Genomic DNA, 24,495 nt, shown 5'->3' with positions numbered 1-24,495 from the left:
TCCTCCTCCTCAAAAAGCCTATTTGGACCTCCCCCAAGCCCCAAAACCTGTAAACTTATGCCGTTGTCTCCGGAATGCTGGGTTCCGACAGCGATTCTCCGGCTGCCACACCTTTGCCTCCCGGCGCGCCGGTGGCGGCATCTACCCCGACGCCCACGGCACCGGAATCCGCCGACCCAGGGCGTTTGATTTCTTTGGAGGCCGCAATCACCAGCGGCAGGAAGCCCGCATCCGGCATGTCGAGCAGTTCGAAGAAGCGGCGGCGCATGCGCACCTCCCAGAACTTGTTGATGTGGGTCGCCACCCCCTCAATCCGCACATCTTCGGGCTGCGACAGGAAGAAGGTCGCGATCTGGTTTGCCATGCGGACAAGCTTTTCATCGATATGACTGTGCGACATGGCGTTCGGCTCCTTCGATCAGGCGATCGGCGCGGGTAAAGACTTCAAACTCGTCGCCCCTGGCGATCCCGATCAATGTCAGGCCCGCCTGTTCGGCGGTGCGGATGGCGAGGGCGGTGGGGACGGAGATGGCGGCCAGGACGGGTGAGCCGAGAATGGCGGCCTTCTGCACCATCTCGACCGAGAGGCGGCTGGTGACGACCACGACGCCAGTGGATGAATTCCAGCCGCCGCGAAGCACGGCGCCGACCAGTTTGTCGAGCGCATTGTGCCGGCCGACATCCTCGCGCAGGGCAACGAGACCCTGGCCGGGGATGTAGAAGCCGGCCCCATGCACGGCGCGCGTTTCGCGATTGAGAACCTGCTGGTTCCCGAGCAGGCCCATCGCCTCGACGATTTCTCCGCCTCCAATACGAAAACCATGGTCAGCGATGGCAGGCACAGGCCGCGTCGCCTGCTCGATCGACTCGATGCCGCAAAGCCCGCAGCCAACAGGCCCCGCCATGCGCCGCCGCCGCGAGGTCAGTGCCTCGGCCGTCTGGTCCTCCAGCGTGATCTGCAGGTCGATGCCGGTATCGGCTTCGATGGGCTCGATCGAGATGACCTGGTCTGCTCTGTTGATGATGCCCTCGGCGAGCGAAAAGCCGAGGGCGAAATCCTCGAGATTGTCTGGGGTTGCCATCATCACGGCATGGGTCGATCCGCCATAGGAGAAGGCGACAGGCACCTCTTCCGGAACCATCCGGCTGCCCGTACGTGGCTCACCGTCACGCACCTGAAGGCTCGCGAATGGGCGGGACGAGGGCATCATGTCGAAGCCCTTCGACCGAAAGATGCGATCAGCATCCCCGTCATTCCGCCGCTTCCAGCTTGCCGGCGATGCGCCGCGACTGACGCGACAGTTCCTCGTAGCCCTCCTGCCATTCGGTCGGACCATTCGACGGCGACACCTGCACGGCGGTCACCTTGTATTCCGGGCAATTGGTCGCCCAGTCGGAGAAGTCGGTGGTGATGACATTGGCCTGCGTGTTCGGGTGATGGAAGGTGGTATAGACCACGCCCGGGGCCACGCGATCGGTGATCAGCGCCCGTAGCGTCGTATCACCCGCACGGCTGGCAAGCTTGATCCAATCGCCATTCTTGACGCCACGCTGTTCGGCATCATGCGGATGGATTTCCAGGAGATCCTCCTCATGCCAGACGACATTCTCTGTGCGCCGTGTCTGCGCCCCGACATTGTACTGGGACAGGATGCGGCCGGTGGTGAGCAGCAGCGGGAAGCGCGGACCAGTGCGTTCGTCGGTCGCGACATATTCGGTTCGGATGAACTTGCCCTTGCCACGCACGAAGCCGTCGACATGCATGATCGGCGACCCCACAGGGAATTTCTCGTTGCAGGGCCACTGCACGGAACCCATCTTTTCCAGATAGTCGTAGGAGACGCCGGCGAAGCTCGGCGTCGTTGCCGCGATCTCGTCCATGATCTCGGACGGATGGCTATAGTTCCAGGTTAGGCCCATGGCCTGGGCGAGCTTCTGGGTCACTTCCCAGTCCGCATAGCCGTTCTTCGGGCTCATCACCTTGCGCACGCGGTTGATGCGGCGCTCGGCATTGGTGAAGGTGCCGTCCTTTTCGAGGAAGGTCGAGCCTGGCAGGAAGACATGGGCATAGTTCGCCGTCTCGTTCAGGAAGAGGTCGTGCACGACGACGCATTCCATCGCGGCAAGGCCGGCCGAGACGTGTTTGGTATCCGGGTCGGACTGCAGGATGTCCTCGCCCTGGATATAGATACCCCTGAACGAACCATCGACGGCAGCATCCAGCATGTTGGGAATGCGCAGACCCGGCTCGTTGCTGAGCTCGACACCCCAAAGCTTTTCGAAGGTCTCGCGGGTGGCGTCGTCGGAGACGTGGCGATAACCCGGCAGCTCATGCGGGAAGGAGCCCATGTCGCAGGAGCCCTGGACATTGTTCTGCCCACGCAGCGGGTTCACGCCGACGCCGGGCCGGCCGATATTGCCGGTTGCCATGGCAAGATTGGCGATCGCCATGACGGTGGTCGAGCCCTGGCTGTGTTCGGTGACGCCGAGGCCGTAATAGATGGCGCCATTGCCGCCGGTGGCGAACAGGCGGGCAGCACCCCGCAGGTCGGCTGCCGGCACGCCGGTGAACTTCTCGGTTTCCTCCGGCGAATGTTCAGGCTCGGCGACGAAGGCGGCCCAGTCCTCGAATTCCGACCAGTCGCAGCGCTCGCGAATGAAAGCCTCGGCAAACAGACCTTCGGTGACGATGACATGGGCGATGGCCGTCAACACGGCGACATTGGTGCCGGGCTTCAGCGGCAGATGGTAAGACGCTTCCACATGCGGCGTCTTGACGAGATCGATGCGGCGGGGATCGATGACGATCAGCTTGGCGCCCTGGCGCAGCCGCTTCTTCAGCCGCGAGCCGAAGACCGGATGGCCATCGGTCGGGTTGGCGCCGATGACGAGGACGACGTCCGAATGTTCGACAGAATCGAAGTTCTGCGTGCCAGCGGACGTGCCGAAGGCCTGGCCGAGACCATAACCGGTCGGCGAATGGCAGACGCGGGCGCAGGTGTCGACATTGTTGTTGCCGAAGCCGGCGCGGATGAGCTTCTGGACGAGATAGGTTTCTTCATTGGTGCAGCGCGACGAGGTGATCCCGCCGATGGCTTCGCGGCCATACTGGTACTGGATGCGCTTGAACTCGGAGGCCACATGCGCATAGGCCTCTTCCCAGGTCACTTCGCGCCAGGGATCGGTGATCTTCTCGCGGATCATCGGGTTGAGAATGCGGTCCTTGTGGCTGGCATAGCCATAGGCGAAGCGGCCCTTGACGCAGGAATGGCCACGGTTTGCCTGACCATCCTTCCACGGCACCATGCGCACCAGCTCTTCGCCGCGCATTTCCGCCTTGAAGGAACAGCCAACGCCGCAATAGGCGCAGGTGGTGACGGCCGAATGCTCCGGCTGGCCGATTGATATCACCGACTTCTCCGTCAGCGTCGCCGTTGGGCAGGCCTGGACGCAGGCGCCGCAGGAGACGCATTCCGACGAGAGGAAGGCTTCATGCGCGCCGGGTGACACGCGGCTGTCGAAGCCACGGCCCTCAATGGTCAGCGCGAACGTACCCTGCACCTCTTCGCAGGCCCGCACGCAGCGCGAACAGACGATGCATTTGGAGGGGTCATAGGTGAAATAGGGATTGCTCTCGTCTTTCGGCATCCACTGGGCATTCATGCCGCCCTCGGACGACCGCGCCTTCACGTGGTTCTCACCTTCGTAGCCATAGCGCACGTCGCGCAAACCCACGGCACCGGCCATGTCCTGCAACTCGCAGTCACCATTGGCAGCACAGGTCAGACAGTCAAGCGGATGGTCGGAGATGTAGAGCTCCATCACGCCCTTGCGGATGGCCTTCAGCCGCTCCGTCTGGGTATGGACGACAATGCCGGGCGCGACCGGCGTGGTGCAGGAGGCAGGCGTGCCGTTGCGGCCCTCCACCTCGATCAGACAGAGGCGACAGGAACCGAAGGCATCCACCATGTCGGTGGCACAGAGTTTTGGCACCTGAATGCCGGCCTCCATTGAGGCGCGCATGATCGAGGTGCCCTCGGGCACCGAGATTTCGCGGCCGTCGATGGTAAGCGTCACCATGTTTTCGGAACGCGAGGCCGGTGTGCCGTAGTCGGTTTCAGGAATGAGGGGCATGACGCTTACCTTTCCGCCGTCATCCTCGGGTTTATCCCGAGGATCTGCTGCGTCTGAACTTCGGGAGCCGGTTCAGCAATGAACGTCTCCCGCATGGCAATGTCGGTAGATCCTCGGGACAAGCCCGAGGATGACGAGAGAGAATTGACGATCATTCCGCCGCCTCCCGAACCGGCACCGGCGCAAAATCCTCCGGAAAATGCGTCATGGCACTCATGACCGGATAGGGCGTGAAGCCGCCGAGCGCGCAGAGTGAGCCGAATTTCATGGTGTTGCAGAGATCCTCCAGCAGCACCTTGTTCTTCTCCGGCTCGATGCCTTGGGCAATCTTGTCGACGGTCTCGACGCCACGGGTCGAGCCGATGCGGCAGGGCGTGCACTTGCCGCAGCTTTCGACCGCGCAGAACTCCATGGCGAACCGTGCCTGCTGCAGCATGTCGACGCTGTCGTCGAAGACCACGATACCAGCATGGCCGATCAGGCCGCCGGCGGCGGTAAACGCCTCGTAGTCGAAGATCGTATCGAACAGCGCCGGCGGGAAATAGGCGCCGAGCGGGCCGCCGACCTGCACAGCCTTAACCGGGCGGCCGGAGATCGTGCCGCCGCCGATCTCGTTGATCAGCTGGCCGAGTGGCAGGCCGAAGGCGGTCTCGTAGAGGCCGCCATGCTTGAGATTGCCGGCAAGCTGGATCGGGATCGTGCCATGCGACCGACCGACGCCGAAGTCGCGATAAAATTGCGCGCCGCGGTCCATGATGACTGGGATGGAAGCGAGCGACATGACGTTGTTGACGACGGTCGGTTTGCCGAACAGGCCCTGGAGCGCCGGAAGCGGCGGCTTGGCGCGCACGATCCCGCGCTTGCCTTCGAGGCTGTTCAGCAGAGAGGTTTCCTCGCCGCAGACATAAGCACCGGCACCCATGCGCACTTCCATGTCGAAGGCGTAAGCAGAACCCATGACCGAGGCGCCGAGGATGCCCGCAGCCCTCGCAATCTCGATCGCCTCTTCCATCATGGCGATGGCATGCGGATATTCGGAGCGGGTATAGACATAGCCCTTGGTAGCGCCAACCGCGATGCCGGCAATCGCCATGCCCTCGATCAGCACGAAGGGATCGCCCTCCATGATCATCCGGTCGGCAAAGGTGCCGCTGTCGCCCTCATCGGCATTACAGACGATGTATTTCTGATCGGCCTTCGCGTCCGCCACCGTCTTCCACTTGATGCCCGTCGGGAAGCCCGCACCACCACGACCGCGCAAGCCACTGTCGGTGACCTGTTTGACGATATCGACAGGTGCCATGGCGATGGCGTTCGCAAGACCCTTCAAACCCTGATAGTGACGGTAGTCATCAAGCGACAGAGGATCGGTCACACCGCAGCGGGCAAAGGTCAGCCGTGTCTGACCTTTGAGGAAGGGGATCTCCTTGGTGAGCCCGTGGCCAAGCGGATGATCGCCGCCATCAAGGAAGCCGGCATCGAAGAGCGACGGCACGTCGGAGGCCTTGACCGGACCATAGGCCACACGGCCGTGATCGGTGCGGACTTCGACCAGCACTTCCAGCCATAGCATGCCGCGCGAACCGTTGCGAACGATGGTGACATCCTGGCCGCGAGCCTTGGCTTCGCGTGCGATGGCAGCCGCCACCTTGTCGGCGCCGACGGCCAAGGCCGCCGCATCACGGGGAACGAAGACGGTGACACTCATGTGCGCACCTCCGCCAGAATGTCGGTCAGACAGTGCTCGTCGAGACGGGCATGCAGCTCGCCGTCGAGCATGGCGGCCGGCGCCTGGGCGCAGAGGCCGAGACAGAAGACCGGTTCGAGGGTGACGGCACCATCCGCCGTCGTCTCGTGCCAGTCGATGCCGAGCTTGGCCTTGATCTTGTCGGCAAGAGACTCGCAGCCCATCGACTGGCAAGCCTCGGCGCGACAGAGCTTCAGCACATGCCGCCCGGCCGGATCGGCGCGGAAATCGTGATAGAAGGTGATGACGCCATGGACCTCGGCGCGCGAAAGGTTGAGCGCGTTCGCAATGACCTGCTTGGCGGCTTCAGGCACGAAGCCGAACTCTTGCTGCACACGATGCAGGATCGGCAGCATCGGACCTTCCAGATGCTGCAACTCGGCCACGATTGCCGCAATGCGGGCGGACTGGTCGTCCGCGGCCACACGAATGTTCATGTCTGTCCTCCTCACCCGCCAGAGCTCCACGCGGGGTCGTTCATCGCAAGATGATGAGGGTTCGACACTTATGAGGTCAATATGCCGCTTCCGTCGGTCGATAGAAGATTTCTATCGAAGGCATGGGCCGTCGCCAGCAGACGGGCCTCGTGCAACAGGCCGGAGACCAGCGGTGTAAAGGGCTCTCGGTGAGTGGCGACCAGTCCGACAAGGTGTTCGGCATCCGGCGCGGTGATCGGGATCATGCGGATTTCTTCACCGAAACCGAAGGACTCAGCCACGTTTCTCGGCATGATCGAGGCCCATTTGCCGGTACGGATATGCGAAAACAGCACGATCATCGAATTGGATTCGAGCGTCGGCTTCGGCGCCACACCAGCATCCGCCATATGCTGGTTGATGATCCGCCGGTTCTGCATATCGGCGGTCAACAGACAGAGGCGCAGGTCCGCCACCTCGCTCCAGGCGACGCTGGAGCGATCGGCAAGCGGCGTTCCGACACCGGTGATCAGGTGATAACGTTCGGAATAGAGTGGCACGCTGGTGACGCGGCCAAGCGGCTCATTGTCGAGATAGGTGATGCCGGCATCGATCTCGAGATTCTCCAGCAGGCTCAACACCTGCAAAGAGGTGCGCGACAGAACGGAAAAGGTCACGTCCGGATGCCGGGCCTGGAAGGGTTCGGTGAGTTTCTGCACCATGGCAAGCGCAGTCGGAATGACGGCAAGCCGGATATGACCGGCAAGACCCCGCCGCGCCGCCCGCATTTCCTCGCGCATGGTCCTGGTATCGCCGACGATCCGTCGTGCCCATTCGAGCACCCGCTGGCCCTCCGGGGTCAGGCCGAGAAAGCGCGAGCCACGCTGCACCAGCATGACGCCGAGCTGCTCCTCAAGTTGCCGGATACCGGCCGAGAGCGTCGGCTGCGTTATGCCGCACTCTTCCGCCGCGCGGCCGAAATGCTGCTGGCGGGCAAGCGCGATGAAGAATTCCAGCTTGTCGATCATGTATCCCGCTCTTCGAACGCCCTTCAGGCCAAAGGCTCAGCGACAGCTTCAGCCCCACCCTCAGCCTCAGGCTTCGGGCCACAATACATCTTGTAGAGCACAGAGATCAGTTCGGCGAGCTGGGGATCTGCGATCCGGTAGTAGATCTGCCGGCCGCTGCGCCGCGTCTGGACCACCTCATCGCTGCGCAGCCGCGCGAGCTGCTGGGAGACCACCGCCTGCTGGATGCCGAGGAACTGCTCGATCTCGCCGACTGTCTTCTCGCCCTGGCAGAGGATGCAGAGCATCAACAGACGTGTCTCATGGGAAAGCGCCTTCAACAGTGCGCTCGCCGCGCGCGCTTTCGAAAGAAAGTCATCGAGATCCTGTGGCGTAAGCGGCGGCGTTTCGGTCATGACGCATCCAGTATCGGGGCTGTGGGGAAGAGGCGGTGAAGGGCTGTCCATACTCCGAGCATGCAGGCTGAAGTGGCTACAAAGCGATGGCGTCGGCGCGCTCCTTCAGAAGCGATGCACTGCGGTTCAGGGCGGTGTATTCCTCGTCGTCGAGATCGGGGAAGAGATCGGCAAGAACCCCTTCGGCACCGACCACACGCGGGATCGACAGCGCAACGTCGCGCACTCCCGCCACCTCGGGCGTGGATATCGACACGGAAAGAACGTCGCGCTGGTCGCGGGCGATCGCCTTGACGATCCGGGCAAGCCCGGCGCCGATCCCGTAATAGGTCGACCCTTTGCCGTTGATGATTTTGTAGGCCGCGTTGCGCACCCCGTCGTCGATCTGCGCCCGCACCTCTGTGGTCAACGGCGAGCCGACTTGCGCAGCAAAGGAGGAGAGCGGCACGGATCCGGCGCGCGCTCTCGTCCAGGCGAGGACCTCGCTGTCACCATGCTCGCCCAGCACATAGGCGTGGACCGATTGCGGCGAGATGCCGAGATGACGGCCGATCAGGCTCCGGAATCGCGCCGTATCGAGAATGGTACCCGAGCCGATCACCCGGCGCGGATCGATGCCGGACAGACGCGTTGTGATCTGGGTCATCACGTCAACGGGATTGGACGCGATCAGCAGGATCGCATCTGGCACCACCGGCAGCACCTCTGCGAGCACAGCCCGGAAGACGGCGGCGTTGCGCTCCAGCAGTTCCAGACGGGTCTCGCCCGGTTTCTGGCTGACGCCGGCGGCGAGGATGACCACTCCTGCTCCTTCGAGATCACGATAGTGACCGGAATTGACGACGGTCGATGACATGAAGGGCACGGCATGGGCAATGTCCTCGGCCTGCGCTACGGCAAGCGCTGCATTCTGATCGATCAGAACGATCTCGCTCGCAAGGCCCATGAGCGCCAGCGCATAGCCCGCCGAACTCCCGACCATTCCCGCACCGACGATGCCCACCTTCATGACGTGATCTCCCCTGCCGCCACAACTGCGGTTTACAGACTTCGGTTATCTCACTGGCAGGAGATCGGTTGCAACCGCTTTTGCGATGCGACCAGCGGGAACCCAAAACCGCAGAATCCGCGTGACGCCCCCACATCTCCTCTGATTAAATGCCGCAGTTGAACGGGTGAGCGGCCCCAGGGAGAGAGAATGCGACGACTGCCCGCACTATCGGCGATGAAGGTGTTTGAAGTGGTTGGCCAGACCCGCAGCTTCACGCGCGCCGCCGAGCTGCTGCACCTGACGCAAAGCGCGGTCAGCCGCCAGGTCCGCAATCTCGAAGACCAGCTCGGCGAGCCACTGGTGATCCGCCGGCACCATTTTCTCGATCTCACGCCGTCAGGCATGGAACTGCTCGCAGCCCTGCAGCAGGCGTTCCACAATGTCGAGCTGACCGTTCGCAACATCACGGAGAGGAGCAATCCGCAGAGACTGAGGGTGAATGTCCCGCCGACCTTTGCCAAGCGCTGGCTGATGCCGCGCCTTGCCAGCCTGCGCAGTTTTCTTCCCGGCATCGATCTGAGCATCACGACCGATCTCCATGACAATCTGGCCGAACGCGGCATTCTCGACTGTGCCATCCGCTTCGGTGATGGCGAATGGTCGGCGATGAAATCCGAGCGGTTGATGACGGAGCGGCATATTGCCGTCTGCGCGCCACAGCTTCTGGCGCCGGGCACGGGGAGCGACGCGGTCGATCTGTCCAGCCTCACCTTCCTGCATGTCCTGGCCTCGGCCGATCAGCGTTACCTGACATGGCAGCGCTGGCTGGACGCGGCGGGCCTTGGCCAGACCGACACCCGCGGCGGCCTCGAATTCGACCTGCTGGATCTGGTGATCGAGGCGGCCTGCAACGGGCTCGGCGTGGCCGTGGCAGATCGGTCCATGGTGGCACCTTTGATGCAGGCCGGGCATCTGGTGCAGGTGCTGGATGTCGAGGTGGAAGGGCACGAATCCTACTGGCTGGTGACACGGGCGGACCAGCCCGCCTCCGGCCATGTGAGAGCCTTCCATGCCTGGCTGCGCTCGGAACTCACCGCCGGCGGCCTGCCGGCCCTGCGTCTCGCGGCAGGCTGAAACATTCGAAAAACGAATGTTTCGACCGAGAATAACTCGCTTGCGAAGCAGTCGACCCAGCGCCCTACTGGCGGCAGAAATCCGCCGTCGGAGCGACTGCCATGTCCATATTGCGCAATTTCATCGGTGGTTCCTTTGGAGAACCCGGCTCGCCCGAGTCGATCGAGGTGCGCAATCCGGCCACCGGCGAGGTCTTCGCCGCAGTGCCCTGCGCAACCGAGACGGAGGTGATTGCCGCAGTTCACCATGCGGCGCTGGCCCAGAAGTCCTGGGGCCGGCTTCCGGCGATCGAACGCGGCAACGCGCTGCGCCATCTGGCCGATATCATCGAGAAGAATGCCGGCCGGATCGGCGAGGCACTGGCAAAAGAATCCGGCAAGAGCCTGGCTGATGCCACCGGCGAGGCGATCTACGGCGTCGAACTGATGCGCTATCACGCCGAATGGGCGCGCCGCATCGAGGGCGAGGTGATAGAGAGCGACACCCCCGACGAGACGCTGATGCTCAAACGCGCGCCGATCGGCGTCGTTGCCTGCCTGATCCCCTTCAACTTCCCTGTTTACACGCTGGTGCGCAAGATCGCCCCGGCACTGATTGCCGGCAATGCCGTTGTCGTTCGCCCGTCGAACAACACGCCGACCTCCGCCTTCGTCTTTGCCGAATGCATCGCCGAGGCCGGCTTGCCGGCCGGGCTCGTCAACATCATGACCATGAGCCACGAGGTGGCGGAGGTCATGTGCAAGCGCCGCGAAATCGGTATGATAACGCTGACCGGCAGCGTTGCGGCCGGCCAGGTCGTGCTCGACTGCTGCAAGGCCAACATCGCCAAGCCTTCTCTGGAGCTGGGCGGCAAGACACCTGTCATCGTCGAGCCGGATGCCGATCTCGATGTGGTGACGAAGAGCGTGCTGGCAGCCAAGACGGCGCATTGCGGCCAGGTCTGCACCTCGGTGGAACGTCTCTACGTGCACGCCTCTATCCACGGGACATTGCTCGAAAAACTGAGAGACGCCTTCGAACGCCGTCTCTATGGCGACCGAGCGGGAGACCCGACCTACATGGGACCGCTCGCCAATGCGGCGGCGCGGTTGAGGGTGCATCACATGGTGGAGCGGGCCAAGGCCGAAGGAGCCGTGATCGAGACGGGCGGCTACCTGCCGGAGGGGAGCGGCTATTTCTATCCGCCGACACTGCTGTCAGACTGCCGCCAGGACATGGAGATCGTCCAGGAAGAAGTCTTCGGACCCGTTCTGGCGGTCATCCCCTATACCGATTTCGACGAGGCGCTGGCCATGGCGAGCGACCATCAGTTCGGCCTTGCCTCGGTGGTCTTCTCCGAAAACTATCGCAAGGTGATGAAGGCGGCGAACGAGATCGAGGCGGGCGAACTCTACGTCAACCGCTTCCCCGCCGATCCCTACCAAGGCTACCACGCCGGCTGGAAGCGCTCCGGCCTCGGCGGCGACGACGGCAAACACGGCATGCTGGAATTCACCCAGACACGCCTCGTCATCCTCAAACACTGATTTTTGCGCGCCACCAAGGGGGCATCCATGAAGATCGCATCGCTGAAGACACACGTCGTTGCAACGCCTGCCCCCCATATCGGCGGCATGTACTGGATCTTCGTCGAGCTGGAGACGGCCTGCGGCATCACGGGCGTCGGTGAAATCTATTCGACCGCCTTCCACCCCTCAGGCATTGCGATCCTCGTCGAAGACGTCTTCAGCCGTTATCTGGAAGGTCACGACCCGCACCAGATCGAGCGCTTCTGGCGCGCGGCCTATTCGAGCGGTTTCACCCAGCGACCGGATCCAACCATGGTCGGGATCATCTCCGGTCTCGAAATTGCCTGCTGGGATATCATCGGCAAATCGGCCGGCCGGCCGGTGGCCGATCTTCTCGGCGGCACCGTGCACGAAAAGCTGCGCGCCTATACCTATCTCTATCCGAAGAACGCCGCCGGCGAATACGACTACAACGACCCCGACCTTGCGGCCGAAGAGGCGATCCGCATGGTCGATGCCGGTTTCACCGCGCTGAAATTCGACCCTGCTGGCCCCTATACCAACTATTCCGGCCACCAGCTGTCGCTTCCCGTCATGGATCGCTGCGAGGAGTTCTGCCGGAAGATTCGCGACGCGATCGGCAACCGCGCCGATATCCTCTTCGGCACCCATGGCCAGATGGTCCCCTCCTCCGCCATCCGGCTCGCCAAGCGGCTGGAGAAATACGATCCGCTGTGGTTCGAGGAACCGGTGCCACCCGGCCAGGAAGCGGCGATGGCGGAAGTCGCCCGTGCCACCTCGATCCCGGTATCGACCGGCGAGCGCCTGACGACGAAATACGAATTCCAAAGAGTATTGCAGCTTGGCTCGGCCTCCATCCTGCAGATGAATGTCGCACGCGTCGGCGGCTTGCTGGAGGCGAAGAAGATCGCCGGGATGGCCGAGTCCTTTTATGCGCAGATCGCGCCGCATCTCTACAACGGCCCGGTCGGGGCAGCCGCCTCCATACAACTCGCGGCGACCTGCCCGAACTTCCTCATCCACGAGGCGATCATGGATTTTGGCGGTTTCCATGCTGAGGTGCTGAAGGTGAAGCTCGGCTTCGACGACGGTTATCTCATTCCCTCACGCGAGCCGGGCCTGGGCATCGAGTTGAACCACGAGGTCATCGCCCGCCACACGCCCTACACTGGCGACCGCTTGCATCTGCAGATGGCGCCCGAACCGATTGATATCAAAGCCTTCGCACCGGCCAAGGGTTGATGACACCGATGGAGTTCGATTTCGTCATCGTCGGCGCCGGTTCGGCCGGCTGCATCGTGGCCAGCCGGTTGAGCGAGAGCGGACGCTACACGGTTCTCCTGATCGAGGCGGGCGGGGAGGACAAGTCCTTCTGGTTCAGGATCCCCGTCGGTTACGCCAAGAGCTACTACAATCCCAAGGTCAACTGGATGTATCGGACGGAGCCGGAAGCCGAGCTCGGCGGCCGGCGCATCTATGCGCCGCGTGGCAAGGTGCAGGGCGGCTCGGGTTCGATCAACGCCATGATCTTCGTGCGCGGTGACCGGAGCGATTTCGACGACTGGCGGGCAGCCGGCAATCCCGGTTGGGGATATGATGATGTGTTGCCCTATTTCCGTAAGCTCGAAACCCATGCCCGCGGTGAGAGCCACTGGCACGGTGGCAAGGGGCCTATTCATGTAACCCCGATGCGCGGCGCGACCCATCCCGTGAGCGATGCCTTTTTGGACGCCTGTGGGGAGCTGGGCCTGCCGGAAAATCCTGACTTCAATGGTGCGAGCGTCGAGGGTGCAGGTGTCTACGACATCAACACCCGGCGCGGCCAACGCTCTCATTCGAGTGCGGAATATCTGCGGCCGGCTTTGCGCAAGGGGTCCGTGAAGATCGAGCGCAACGCCCTGGCGAGACGGATCGTTCTCGGCCCCGATGGCACCGCGAGAGCCGTCGAAGTCCTGAAGAACGGCCAGACGCGGACATTTCGCGCGCGCCGCGAAGTTATCCTCAGCGCCGGCGCCGTCGATACGCCGAAACTTCTGCAACTGTCCGGCATCGGGGACGGCGCGCTTCTCTTCGCCCACGGCGTCCGAACACAGCACCACCTGCCAGCCGTCGGGCAAAACCTGCAGGACCATCTGTGCGCGAGCTTCTATTATCGCTCGAAGCGCCCCACGCTGAACGGTGATTTCGGCAGTCTTCTGGGCCAGGCGAAGTTCGGCCTCACCTATCTGCTGCGCCGAAGCGGCCCCTTTGCGATGAGTGTCAATCAGGCTGGCGGCTTCTTCCGTGGCCGGCCCGAGGAAGAGCGACCGAATATCCAGCTGTACTTCAATCCGCTTTCCTATCGCATTCCTGACAATCCCCGCGCGGGGCTGACGCCCGAGCCCTATCCCGGCTTTCTGATGGCCTTCAATGCCTGCCGCCCGAGCAGTCGGGGTTCGGTTGGCATCGCCTCAGCTGACCCATTGGCAGCGCCTCTGATCCGACCCAATTACCTGACGACGGAACACGATATCGACGAAGTCCTGCAGGGCAGCCGCCTGATGCGCACAATCGCATCCGCACCTGCACTGCAGGCCTGGATAGAAGACGAAGTCTCCCCCTCTGGCAGTGCGGATAGCGATGAGAAACTGCTGGATTATTTTCGCCATAACAGCGGTTCGATCTACCACCTTTGTGGCACCTGCCGCATGGGCTCGGACGCGACCAGATCGGTGGTAGACAGCCGGCTGCGTGTGCACGGTCTGTCGGGCCTTCGCATCGTCGACGCCTCGATCTTCCCCAACATCACAGCCGGCAACATCAATGCGCCGACCATGATGGTGGCCGAAAAGGCGGCTGACATGATCCTCGAAGATCACCGCTGAGGTCGCAAAACGACAAAAGCCGGATCAGAGATCCGGCTTCATCGAATGCTGTTGTTTAGAACGCGCTCAGGCCGCGACCAGAACGCCGTTCAGGTTGGTCAGCTCAGCCAGGTACTGCTCAAGGCGGGTACGATGCTCGTGATGCTCGACGCCGTCGAGTTCCTTGCGAGCTTCATCGATACGCTTGGTGAGCGTATCAGGTGCAATCTCGGCAAGCGGCACGGCCGATTCGGCGAGCAGCGTGCAACCGGTCGGCAGGACATCGGCAAAGCCGCCGAAGACGACATACTTCGTGACCTGACCGGAAGCGAGCTTCACGCTGATGATGCCCGGCTTGATCGTGGTCATGGTCGGCGCATGATTGGCCATGACGGTCATTTCGCCATCCGTTGCCGGAATCACGACTTCGCTCACCTGGGCGGAGAGCAGCAGACGCTCGGGCGAAACGAGCTCAAAATTGAAATTGTCGGCCATGATCGTTCACTCTCTCATGAAGGGAGGAGCGGCACGCGAGGATCACCCCGCGTGCCGACGTTCCATTCTCAGGCGGCTTCTGCAGCCAGGCGCTTGGCCTTTTCGATCGCTTCGTCCATCGAGCCGACCATGTAGAAGGCGGCTTCCGGAAGATGGTCGTAGTCGCCGTTGACCAGGCCCTTGAAGCCCTTGATCGTGTCTTCGAGCGCAACCAGCTTGCCCGGCGAACCAGTGAAGATTTCAGCGACGAAGAACGGCTGCGACAGGAAGCGCTCGATCTTACGGGCGCGAGCAACCGTGACCTTGTCTTCTTCCGACAGTTCGTCCATCCCGAGGATGGCGATGATGTCCTGGAGCGACTTGTAGCGCTGCAGGGTCGTCTGGACCTTACGAGCAACTTCGTAGTGCTCTTCGCCGACAACCATCGGGTCAAGCATACGCGAGGTCGAGTCGAGCGGGTCAACGGCCGGGTAGATACCCTTTTCCGCGATCGAGCGCGACAGAACCGTCGTTGCGTCCAAGTGGGCGAACGAGGTGGCCGGAGCCGGGTCGGTCAAGTCGTCGGCGGGAACGTAGATGGCCTGAACCGAGGTGATCGAGCCCTTGGTCGTGGTGGTGATGCGTTCCTGCATCTGACCCATGTCGGTGGCAAGCGTCGGCTGGTAACCAACGGCCGACGGGATACGGCCGAGCAGAGCCGACACTTCCGAACCTGCCTGCGTGAAGCGGAAGATGTTGTCGACGAAGAACAGAACGTCCTGGCCCTTGTCGCGGAAGTCTTCAGCGATCGTCAGACCGGTCAGAGCGACGCGAGCGCGGGCGCCCGGCGGTTCGTTCATCTGGCCGTAAACGAGAGCAGCCTTGGAGCCTTCGCCACCGCCGTGCTTGTTGACGCCCGATTCGATCATTTCGTGGTAAAGGTCGTTGCCTTCGCGGGTACGTTCACCCACGCCAGCGAAGACCGAGTAACCACCATGCGCCTTGGCGACGTTGTTGATCAGTTCCATGATCAGAACGGTCTTGCCAACGCCGGCGCCGCCGAACAGGCCGATCTTACCGCCCTTGGCGTAAGGCGCCAGAAGGTCGACGACCTTGATGCCGGTGACCAGGATCTGGGCTTCGGTCGACTGTTCGACGTAAGCCGGAGCTTCCTGGTGGATCGCGCGCTTGGAAGCGGTGACCAGCGGACCGGCTTCGTCAACCGGCTCGCCGATGACGTTCATGATGCGGCCGAGCGTTTCCGGACCGACCGGAACCGAGATCGGAGCGCCCGTGTCAGAAACCGGCTGACCGCGAACCAGACCTTCGGTCGAGTCCATGGCGATCGTGCGAACCTGGTTTTCGCCGAGGTGCTGCGCGACTTCGAGAACGAGGCGGTTGCCGCCGTTGTCGGTTTCCAGCGCGTTCAGGATCGGGGGCAGTTCGCCTTCGAATGCGACGTCGACGACGGCGCCGATGACCTGCGTGACCTTGCCGAGAGCACCGGCTGCGGAGTTGACCGCCTTAGACTTGGGGGTAGCTGCCTTAGCCATGTATCTTACCCTCTTTCCTTAACCTCAGAGCGCTTCCGCGCCCGAAATGATTTCAATGAGTTCCTTGGTGATCTGGGCCTGACGCTGACGGTTGTAGGACAAGGTCAGCTTGTTGATCATTTCACCAGCATTGCGGGTCGCATTGTCCATGGCGCTCATCTTGGCGCCCATTTCACCAGCGACATTTTCGAGCAGGGCCCGGAAGACCTGAACCGAAATGTTGCGCGGGATCAGATCCGTAAGGATCGCCGACGCATCCGGCTCATATTCGTAAAGCGCAGTCGCGCCGCTTTCGGAAGCTGCAACCGGCGGAGCGGCCGGAACGAGCTGGAGAGCGGTCGGGACCTGGCTGATCACCGACTTGAACTCGGCATAGAACAGCGTGCAGACGTCAAACTCACCGCGATCGAACATGCCGATGATCTTGCGACCGATGGCATCCGCATCCGCGAAGCTCATGCGCTTGACTTCGCGCAGGTCGACGCGTTCCACGATCATGCTGCCGAATTCGCGACGCAGGCTGTCAAAGCCCTTCTTGCCGACGCAGAAGATCTTCACCGTCTTGCCGGCGGCCAGCAGCTTGCGCGCATGGTCACGGGCGAAACGCGAGATCGACGAGTTGAAGCCGCCGCACAGACCACGTTCAGCCGTGCAGACGACGAGCAGATGCACGTCGTCCTTGCCGGTGCCCGTCATCAGGCGCGGTGCGCTATCGTCCGTGCCGACCGCCTGAGCGATATTGGCCAGGACGACGCCCATGCGCTGCGAATAGGGACGCGCAGCCTCGGCCGCTTCCTGAGCGCGACGCAGCTTCGCCGCGGCGACCATTTTCATCGCCTTGGTGATCTTCTGCGTCGCCTTGACGGAGGCGATCCGGTTTTTCAGATCCTTAAGTGAAGGCATCCGTTATCCGTCCTTGGCTTGAGCCTGAATTAGGCGAAGTTCTTCGCGAAGGTATCGAGAGCGGCCTTGAGCTTGCCCTTGGTATCGTCGCTGATCGCCTTTTCGGTGCGGATGGCGTCGAGAATCGCCTTGCCTTCCGAGTGGAGGTAGGAGAGCAGGCCCTGTTCGAACTTGCCAACCTGGTTCACGGCGATCTTGTCGAGATAACCGTTCACGCCGGCGAAGATCACGGCAACCTGTTCTTCCGTCTTGAGCGGCGAGAACTGCGGCTGCTTCAGGAGTTCCGTCAGGCGCGCACCACGGTTCAGCAGGCGCTGGGTGGCGGCGTCAAGGTCGGAACCGAACTGGGCGAAGGCGGCCATTTCGCGATACTGGGCGAGTTCGCCCTTGATCGAGCCGGCAACCTGCTTCATCGCCTTGACCTGAGCGGCCGAACCGACGCGCGAAACCGACAGACCGACGTTAACGGCCGGACGGATACCCTGGTAGAACAGGTCGGTTTCAAGGAAGATCTGGCCGTCGGTGATCGAGATCACGTTGGTCGGAATGAAGGCAGACACGTCGTTGCCCTGGGTTTCGATGACCGGCAGAGCGGTCAGCGAGCCGGCGCCGGCAGCGTCGCCCATCTTTGCAGCGCGCTCAAGCAGACGCGAATGCAGATAGAAGACGTCGCCCGGATAAGCTTCGCGGCCCGGCGGACGGCGCAGAAGAAGCGACATCTGGCGGTAAGCGACAGCCTGCTTGGACAGGTCGTCATAAGCGATCAGGGCATGCTTGCCGTTGTCGCGGAAATATTCACCCATCGCGCAACCGGCGAACGGTGCGAGGTACTGCATCGGAGCCGGGTCGGATGCGGTCGCAGCGATGATGATCGAGTACTGCAGTGCGCCGCGCTCTTCGAGCACCTTGACGAACTGGGCAACGGTCGAGCGCTTCTGGCCGATAGCGACGTAGACGCAGTAAAGCTTGTCGTTGTCGGCGCCGCTGTCATGCACGGCCTTCTGGTTCAGGAAGGTGTCGAGAATGATGGCGGTCTTGCCGGTCTGACGGTCACCGATGACGAGCTCGCGCTGGCCACGGCCAACCGGGATCAGAGCGTCGATGGCCTTGAGGCCGGTCGACATCGGCTCATGAACCGACTTGCGCGGGATGATGCCCGGAGCCTTGACGTCAACGCGCGAACGCTTCGCGGCGTTGATCGGACCCTTGCCGTCGATCGGATTGCCGAGCGCGTCAACAACGCGGCCGAGCAGTTCCGGACCGACCGGAACGTCAACGATCGCGCCGGTGCGCTTGACGATGTCGCCTTCCTTGATGCCGCGGTCGGCACCGAAGAGAACCACACCGACGTTGTCGGCTTCGAGGTTGAGCGCCATGCCGCGGATGCCGCCCGGGAACTCGACCATTTCACCGGCCTGGACATTGTCGAGGCCGTAGACGCGGGCGATACCGTCACCGACGGACAGAACCTGACCGACTTCAGAGACTTCCGCCTCCTTGCCGAAGTTCTTGATTTGATCTTTCAGAATTGCGGAAATTTCCGCGGCGCGGATATCCATCAGCCAACCTCTTTCAGTGCAAGCTTAAGGGTGGAAAGTTTGGTGCGAAGAGACGTGTCGATCTGGCGGGAGCCGACCTTGACGATCAGGCCGCCGAGCAGGGAGGGATCGACCGTGACAGCGATCGAGACTTCCTTGCCGGTAACGCTCTTCAGCGCCGCCTTCAGTTCAGTTTCCTGCTCAGCCGTGAGGGCATGAGCGGAGATGACATCGGCCGTGACCTCACCCTTGTGACGGGCAACGGCCTGGCGATAACCAGCCACCATGCCGGAGACGGCAAACAGGCGGCGATTGCCGGCGACGACCTTGAGGAAGTTCAGGACCAGCGCGCTGAATCCGGCCTTTTCGCCGATCGCGGTGATCGCATTAACCTGATCCTCGGCCGTAAAAACGGGCGACAGGACGAGGCGCTTCAGATCGGCGCTCTCATCGATCATCGCCTGGAAGCGGTTGAGATCAGCCGAGACGGCGTCCAGCGCACCGGCTTCGAGCGCAAGCTCGAAAAGAGACGATGCGTAACGCTCGGCCACGCCAGAAATCACTTGGGATGCGTCTGCCACGGGCAAAAAATTCCCTGATCTTGACCCAGGATGTCCGACACCTCGATAGAGGCAGGACAAAGCCCTGAAATCGTTTTGTTTTCCTCAAAAACGCGAGCCTTCTTCGCTTGCGTTTTCCGAATTTCGCGGTTCGTCTAGCATAGCGTATCCAGACTCGCAACACGCGTATTAACGGTTTGCTCCTTCAGAGCAAGGCCTGGGACCGAATTTTGTCCGGATCTGCGTCAAATTGGCGGGATCCCGCGCCGTTCGAACGGGAAAGCGGATCTTCACGTCAGACCAAAGACATAAGCAAGCGGGAGAGCAGCAAGCATCAGCTCCACAACCAGAAGAAGCATATTGCGCCATGTGCCCCCATGGTCGGACATGATGGACAGGATGCGGGCGAAGGCTGCAAGCCCGATCGCGGCCCCGAAGGCGAGATAGACGGTGGGTTGGGCGAGAAGCAATGCCGTGCCGGAAAAGCCGACGATCAATCCGCCTGCAGAACGGGCCGCACCCAAGCCTTCCGGCCGATCGCCGGCGATGGCGAGTCCAAGCAGTCTGAGCGTGAGACCGGGAGCAAACAGCACGAAACAGCCGATGAGAGCAGCGGCGGCCGCAGCAAGGAACGCCAGCTGCTCGCCGGTTTCGGTCGGAAAATAGAACTCCATGAGAGATCCTGATATGAATGAAGTCGCGCGGCTTATGCCACGATTCCACAGCGCACGGTATCGCCCTTCAGCACTTTTCTTGTCTCAGACCGGCAGGGCAATGTCAGAGGAAGCTCTGCGGATCGACATCGACCTGCACCTGGATCGAGCGACGCTCCTTCGGCCCCTTCTCCAGAAGAGAACGCACGAAGGTCTGCATGTCGCTGCTCCGGCGCCCATGCACGAGTAGGCGAAAGCGGTGTCTTCCCCGGATCAGCGCCAGCGGCGCTTCCGCCGGGCCGAGGATGGTAATGCCCGGTTCGACAGGTGCCGTCTGGCGCAGTGCCCGGGCGTGGCCTTCGGCTTCCGCTCGCGTATCGGCCGACACGATGATCGACACCAGCCGGCCATAGGGGGGAAGTTGCGCCCGCTCCCGCTCGATGATCTCGCGCTCGTAGAAGGCAGAAGCGTCACCGGAGACGAGTGCCTGCATCACCGGATGCTGCGGCTGGAAGGTCTGCATCAGCCCCAGGCTCTTGCGCCCCGTGCGCCCGGCGCGGCCGGTGACCTGGGACAGGAGTTGGAAGGTGCGTTCGGCCGCGCGTGGGTCGCCGTTCGACAGGCCGATATCGGCATCGATGATCCCGACGAGAGTCATCAGCGGAAAATTGTGCCCCTTCGCGACGAGCTGCGTGCCGATGACGATATCCGCCTCGCCCTTCGCGATCGCCTCCAGCTCAAGCCGCAATCGCTTCACGCCGCCGAGATCGGACGACAGCACCAGCGTGCGCGCATCGGGGAAATGCTTCTCGACCTCTTCAGCAATGCGCTCGACGCCCGGACCGCAGGCGACAAGGTGGTCGAGCGTCCCGCATTCCGGGCAGGCATTCGGCGTCGGCTCGTGATAGCCGCATTGATGGCATTGGATCTGGCCACGGAAGCGGTGTTCGACCAGCCAGCTTGAGCATTGCGGGCACTGGAAGCGGTGGCCGCAGACCCTGCAGAGCGTCAGCGGCGCATAGCCGCGCCGATTGAGGAAGAGCAGCGCCTGCTCTCCCCGCTCGACCGCCTTGCCGACCGAGCGCAAGAGGATCGGCGAGAGGAAACCGCCGCGCTCCGGCGGATGCCGACGCATATCGATCAGATGCAGATCCGGCATCGCCGCGTCAGCAAAGCGCGTCGGAAGATGGATGCGCTTGTAGCGGCCTGCAATGCAATTGACCTGGCTCTCGACCGAGGGCGTCGCCGACACCAGGACTACAGGAAAGTTGGCGATGCGCGCCCGCACGACGGCCATGTCGCGCGCATTATAGAAGACGCGGTCCTCCTGCTTGAAGGCGGGGTCATGCTCTTCGTCGACAATGATGAGGCCGAGGTTCTCGAAGGGCAGGAACAGCGCCGAGCGGGCACCGGCGACCACGCGGATCTCGCCGGTTGCCGCCTGGCGCCAAACCTTTTCGCGCGTCCGTGTCGCAAGATCCGAATGCCATTCGCCGGGTTTTGCGCCGAAGCGATCCTGGAAGCGCTCAAGAAAGTTCGCTGTCAGCGCGATTTCCGGCAGCAGGATCAGCACTTGCTTGCCCTGCTTCAGCGTTTCCGCGATCGCCTCGAAATAGACCTCCGTCTTGCCCGAGCCGGTGACGCCGTCGATCAGGGAGACGGAGAAGCCACCATTGCGGATCTGCTCGCGCAACGCGTCTGCGGCCTCCAGCTGCGGCCCGGCCAGGCGATGCTCGGCATAATCGGGGTCGGGGGCAGCGACGATCGGTGGCGGCGGCAGGAAGACCTGTTCGAACACGCCCTGCTTGGCGAGACCGTCGATGACGCTGGTCGAGACGCCGGTCGCATGCGCGAGGCCACTCTTGGTCCAGGACAGTCCATCGCCGGCGAGCGCCAGAACCTTTTGCCGGGCCGGCGTCATCTTCTCCGGCTGATAGCCGCTGTAGCGCAAGCCTTCGATCATCGGCTCCGGATCGAGGGCCGCTGGCGCGCGCAGCGCCATGCGGGCGACGTAGCCGGGCGGAGACAGCGTGTAAGTGGCTACCCAGTCGAGAAAGCTGCGCATGTCCCGATCAAGCGGCGGGCAATCGAAGACTTTCGTGATTTCCCGCAGCTTCTTCGGATCGACGGTGGAACCATCTTCGCCGTCCCAGACGATGCCGACCACCTGGCGGGGCCCGAGCGGCACCTGGACGATCATGCCCGGCTCCACGGTGGCGCCATCCGGCACGGCATAGCTATAGGCGGTGGGTGCCGGCATGGGCACCAGCACCGGCACGACCTTGCGGCGCGGACTGTCGAAGAGTTCGCCGAAAAGGGTGTTCGAATCGTCCTTCATCGGCGTGCAACTTGCCCCCGTCGGCCGGGAAAGGAAACAGCCGATTGTTGGGGTTGAAGCGGTTCGACAGCGAAAGGTGACAGCAAACGTTAGGCTTTCGGTAACCCTCTCAAGCCATCGTGGGAGACGAGGACCTCTCAACACCCAAGGCTTCATTGTGATCCCGGCAGACGAAAGACTTCTTGGCGAACGGGCTGCCTGGCTCGACAGGCTGGGCGCGGAACGCCGCCTGGCCGGCAACACGCTGGAGGCCTATGAGCGCGATACGCGCCAATTTCTGCAATTTCTTTCGGGTTACATCGGCGGGACCGCGCGCCTCGACGATATCAAGGACCTGCGGCCCGCTGACCTACGCGCCTTTCTTGCCTCGCGCCGCAAGGAGGGCGCCGGTGCCCGGTCGCTCGGCCGGCATCTCGCCGGACTTCGCTCTTTTCTCCATTTCCTCGAGCGCAAGGGCCTCGTCAATGCCGCCGGCGCCTCGGCGGTGCGGTCCCCCAAGCAACCGAAGTCCCTTCCCAAGCCGCTGTCCGGCAGCCAGGCCGTCACCGTGGTCGACCGGGCCACACAGATGAACGAGGAGCCCTGGATTGCCGCCCGTGACGCCGCCGTCCTCTCTCTTCTCTATGGCTGCGGACTGCGTATCTCCGAAGCCCTCGACCTGACGCCCTCCGCCTTCCACGCCAAGGCCACCAGTCTGCGTGTCACCGGCAAGGGTGGAAAGACGCGGCTGGTGCCGCTCCTGCCTGTTGTCGGCGAGGCCGTTGAAACCTACCGCAAGCTCTGCCCCTATCACCTCGACGAGGCGGAACCCCTCTTTCGCGGCGCGCGCGGCGGCAAGCTGCAGCCGGCGATCATCCAGCGGGAGATGCAACGGCTGCGCTCGGCGCTCGGCCTGCCGGACTCGGCGACGCCCCATGCGCTGCGCCATTCCTTTGCCACCCATCTCTTGGGAAGCGGCGGCGACCTGCGCACGATCCAGGAACTGCTGGGCCACGCCAGCCTGTCGACGACGCAGATCTATACGGGCGTGGACAGCACGCGGCTGCTGGACATCTACGACCGCGCGCATCCGCGCGCGTGATGCCGGTGTTAACCACGATCATTAAGCCAACGTGAGGATCGGCACTTCTATTGTCCCGATCCACACAGGAGACATCATGAGCACGCAACCGTTCTTCCCGCTGCGAACCCGTCTGCCGCGCCCGTCGGCGGCGGATGCGCTTGTCTGGCTCGCGGGTGCGCTGCCGCTCCTGCTGCTTGTCGTGCTGATAAGCACCCTCCTAACGCTCAGCCCCGCCCATGCGGCGACGGATACGAGCTGCCACGGCCACAACCTGCTGGTCGCCATGGAGAAGGAGAATCCTGCGGAACTGCAGAAGATCCGCGACGAGGCAGCGAAGGTTCCAAACGGCAAAGGCATCTTCTGGAAGATCGAAAAGCCGGGCGTGGCGCCGTCCTGGCTGCTCGGCACCATGCATGTGACCGATCCGCGTGTCCTGACCATGCCGCCCGGTGCCCGCGAGGCAGCGGCGGCCGCCGATATCGTGGTGATCGAATCGGACGAGGTTCTCGACGAGCAGAAAGCTGGCGCGACGCTTCTGATGCATCCGGAACTCACGATGTTTACCGATGGCACCAGCATCAAGGATCATATCGATGCCGAAGACCTGAAGGCATTGGAGGCTGGCTTGAAGGAGCGCGGGTTGGCGCTCGGCACGGTGTCGCGGATGAAACCCTGGATTCTTGCCAGTTTCGTCGCCCTGCCCGCCTGCGAAATGGCGCGCAAGGCGGCAGGTGCCTCCTTCCTCGACAAGCAGATCGCCGAAGACGCCGTCAAGGCCGGCAAGCCGGTCGCTGGGCTCGAAACCATGGTCGAGCAGCTGCAGGCCATGGCCGATTTGCCGTTGAACTTCCATTTCGAGGCTCTGATCGAGACGATCGCGCTCGGCGACAAGATGGAAGACGTCACCGAAACCATGACCGAACTCTACCTCAACGGCGACGTCGGCATGACCATGCCCATGTTGAAGGCCGTCGCCCCGATGCCCGAGACCGGCGCCGAAAACAGCTACGCCGCCTTCGAGGATCGCATCGTGCGGGACCGTAACATCGTCATGTCCAAGGGGAGCCTGCGGCACCTGGAAAAAGGCAATGCCTTCATCGCCGTGGGTGCACTCCATCTGCCGGGAGAGGAAGGGCTCGTCGAACTCTTCCGCAATCAGGGCTTCACGGTCACGCAGGCCGGAAGCTGAGCCGACA

At 62.7% G+C, this 24,495-nt stretch carries 21 protein-coding genes; 6 read left to right on the top strand and 15 right to left on the bottom strand.

What is annotated here, in order from left to right; genetic code table 11:
- Window positions 1-55: 55 nt before the first annotated feature.
- The 8 genes from DFO46_RS18675 to DFO46_RS18640 form a co-directional block, all read right to left on the bottom strand.
- On the bottom strand, window positions 56-400 hold the full coding sequence (locus tag DFO46_RS18675) for a formate dehydrogenase subunit delta (RefSeq protein ID WP_120278526.1): 345 nt from the start codon (window positions 398-400) through the stop codon (window positions 56-58).
- Window positions 378-1,208: a formate dehydrogenase accessory sulfurtransferase FdhD gene (fdhD, locus tag DFO46_RS18670; RefSeq protein ID WP_245422655.1), complete on the bottom strand. Its 831-nt coding sequence runs from the start codon at window positions 1,206-1,208 to the stop codon at window positions 378-380. Before fdhD ends, DFO46_RS18675 begins: the two co-directional genes overlap by 23 nt.
- 43 nt (window positions 1,209-1,251) lie before the next feature.
- Window positions 1,252-4,134 (bottom strand): formate dehydrogenase subunit alpha, encoded by a 2,883-nt coding sequence (gene fdhF, locus DFO46_RS18665; protein WP_120278524.1) that lies wholly within the window; start codon window positions 4,132-4,134, stop codon window positions 1,252-1,254.
- Window positions 4,135-4,285: 151 nt separating this feature from the next.
- Window positions 4,286-5,842: an NADH-quinone oxidoreductase subunit NuoF gene (locus tag DFO46_RS18660; protein ID WP_120278523.1), complete on the bottom strand. Its 1,557-nt coding sequence runs from the start codon at window positions 5,840-5,842 to the stop codon at window positions 4,286-4,288.
- The gene (locus DFO46_RS18655) at window positions 5,839-6,318 is read right to left on the bottom strand and encodes a formate dehydrogenase subunit gamma (protein WP_120278522.1); all 480 of its coding nucleotides are present in this window, start codon (window positions 6,316-6,318) and stop codon (window positions 5,839-5,841) included. Before DFO46_RS18655 ends, DFO46_RS18660 begins: the two co-directional genes overlap by 4 nt.
- A gap of 68 nt (window positions 6,319-6,386) precedes the next feature.
- On the bottom strand, window positions 6,387-7,325 hold the full coding sequence (locus DFO46_RS18650) for a LysR family transcriptional regulator (RefSeq protein ID WP_120278521.1): 939 nt from the start codon (window positions 7,323-7,325) through the stop codon (window positions 6,387-6,389).
- Window positions 7,326-7,348: 23 nt separating this feature from the next.
- A complete protein-coding gene (locus DFO46_RS18645; RefSeq protein ID WP_120278520.1) occupies window positions 7,349-7,720 on the bottom strand; it encodes a metalloregulator ArsR/SmtB family transcription factor in 372 nt (123 codons plus the stop codon).
- A 76-nt stretch (window positions 7,721-7,796) separates the two neighbouring features.
- On the bottom strand, window positions 7,797-8,729 hold the full coding sequence (locus tag DFO46_RS18640; protein WP_120278519.1) for an L-lactate dehydrogenase: 933 nt from the start codon (window positions 8,727-8,729) through the stop codon (window positions 7,797-7,799).
- 189 nt (window positions 8,730-8,918) lie between these two features.
- On the opposite strand from DFO46_RS18640, the gene DFO46_RS18635 reads away from it, so the two are divergent.
- The 4 genes from DFO46_RS18635 to DFO46_RS18620 all read left to right on the top strand — a co-directional run bounded on the left by DFO46_RS18635 (window position 8,919) and on the right by DFO46_RS18620 (window position 14,238).
- Complete coding sequence (locus DFO46_RS18635) at window positions 8,919-9,845, top strand: LysR substrate-binding domain-containing protein (protein ID WP_245422645.1); 927 nt, start codon at window positions 8,919-8,921, stop codon at window positions 9,843-9,845.
- 101 nt (window positions 9,846-9,946) lie between these two features.
- Window positions 9,947-11,371: an aldehyde dehydrogenase family protein gene (locus DFO46_RS18630; RefSeq protein WP_120278518.1), complete on the top strand. Its 1,425-nt coding sequence runs from the start codon at window positions 9,947-9,949 to the stop codon at window positions 11,369-11,371.
- A 27-nt stretch (window positions 11,372-11,398) separates the two neighbouring features.
- Window positions 11,399-12,616, top strand: a complete 1,218-nt coding sequence (locus DFO46_RS18625) for a mandelate racemase/muconate lactonizing enzyme family protein (protein WP_120278517.1) — start codon at window positions 11,399-11,401, stop codon at window positions 12,614-12,616.
- An 8-nt stretch (window positions 12,617-12,624) separates the two neighbouring features.
- The gene (locus tag DFO46_RS18620; RefSeq protein WP_120278634.1) at window positions 12,625-14,238 is read left to right on the top strand and encodes a GMC family oxidoreductase N-terminal domain-containing protein; all 1,614 of its coding nucleotides are present in this window, start codon (window positions 12,625-12,627) and stop codon (window positions 14,236-14,238) included.
- A 66-nt stretch (window positions 14,239-14,304) separates the two neighbouring features.
- Here DFO46_RS18620 and DFO46_RS18615 read toward each other — a convergent pair whose 3' ends face one another.
- The 7 genes from DFO46_RS18615 to DFO46_RS18585 form a co-directional block, all read right to left on the bottom strand.
- Window positions 14,305-14,712, bottom strand: a complete 408-nt coding sequence (locus tag DFO46_RS18615) for a F0F1 ATP synthase subunit epsilon (RefSeq protein ID WP_062282344.1) — start codon at window positions 14,710-14,712, stop codon at window positions 14,305-14,307.
- Window positions 14,713-14,780: 68 nt separating this feature from the next.
- On the bottom strand, window positions 14,781-16,244 hold the full coding sequence (gene atpD, locus DFO46_RS18610) for a F0F1 ATP synthase subunit beta (RefSeq protein WP_110791148.1): 1,464 nt from the start codon (window positions 16,242-16,244) through the stop codon (window positions 14,781-14,783).
- A gap of 24 nt (window positions 16,245-16,268) precedes the next feature.
- Entirely contained in the window at window positions 16,269-17,147 is an 879-nt protein-coding gene (locus DFO46_RS18605) for a F0F1 ATP synthase subunit gamma (protein ID WP_110791149.1), read from the bottom strand.
- Window positions 17,148-17,176: 29 nt separating this feature from the next.
- Window positions 17,177-18,706: a F0F1 ATP synthase subunit alpha gene (gene atpA, locus DFO46_RS18600; protein ID WP_110791150.1), complete on the bottom strand. Its 1,530-nt coding sequence runs from the start codon at window positions 18,704-18,706 to the stop codon at window positions 17,177-17,179.
- A complete protein-coding gene (locus DFO46_RS18595) occupies window positions 18,706-19,272 on the bottom strand; it encodes a F0F1 ATP synthase subunit delta (RefSeq protein ID WP_120278516.1) in 567 nt (188 codons plus the stop codon). Before DFO46_RS18595 ends, atpA begins: the two co-directional genes overlap by 1 nt.
- Window positions 19,273-19,535: 263 nt before the next feature.
- Window positions 19,536-19,919 (bottom strand): DUF4345 domain-containing protein, encoded by a 384-nt coding sequence (locus DFO46_RS18590; protein WP_120278515.1) that lies wholly within the window; start codon window positions 19,917-19,919, stop codon window positions 19,536-19,538.
- A 103-nt stretch (window positions 19,920-20,022) separates the two neighbouring features.
- Complete coding sequence (locus tag DFO46_RS18585) at window positions 20,023-22,236, bottom strand: primosomal protein N' (protein WP_120278514.1); 2,214 nt, start codon at window positions 22,234-22,236, stop codon at window positions 20,023-20,025.
- A gap of 154 nt (window positions 22,237-22,390) precedes the next feature.
- Between DFO46_RS18585 and DFO46_RS18580 the strand changes: the two genes are divergently transcribed.
- Window positions 22,391-23,317 carry a tyrosine recombinase XerC gene (locus DFO46_RS18580; protein WP_245422654.1) on the top strand — a complete coding sequence of 309 codons (927 nt, stop codon included), beginning with the start codon at window positions 22,391-22,393 and terminating at the stop codon, window positions 23,315-23,317.
- Window positions 23,318-23,393: 76 nt separating this feature from the next.
- Entirely contained in the window at window positions 23,394-24,488 is a 1,095-nt protein-coding gene (locus DFO46_RS18575; protein ID WP_120278512.1) for a TraB/GumN family protein, read from the top strand.
- Window positions 24,489-24,495 lie beyond the last annotated feature (7 nt).

Source organism: Rhizobium sp. AG855 (assembly GCF_003610655.1).
Classification (GTDB): Bacteria; Pseudomonadota; Alphaproteobacteria; order Rhizobiales; family Rhizobiaceae; genus Allorhizobium; species Allorhizobium wuzhouense.
Note: the sequence above shows the minus strand (reverse complement) of the source record. Positions and strands in the feature narration are given on the sequence as shown.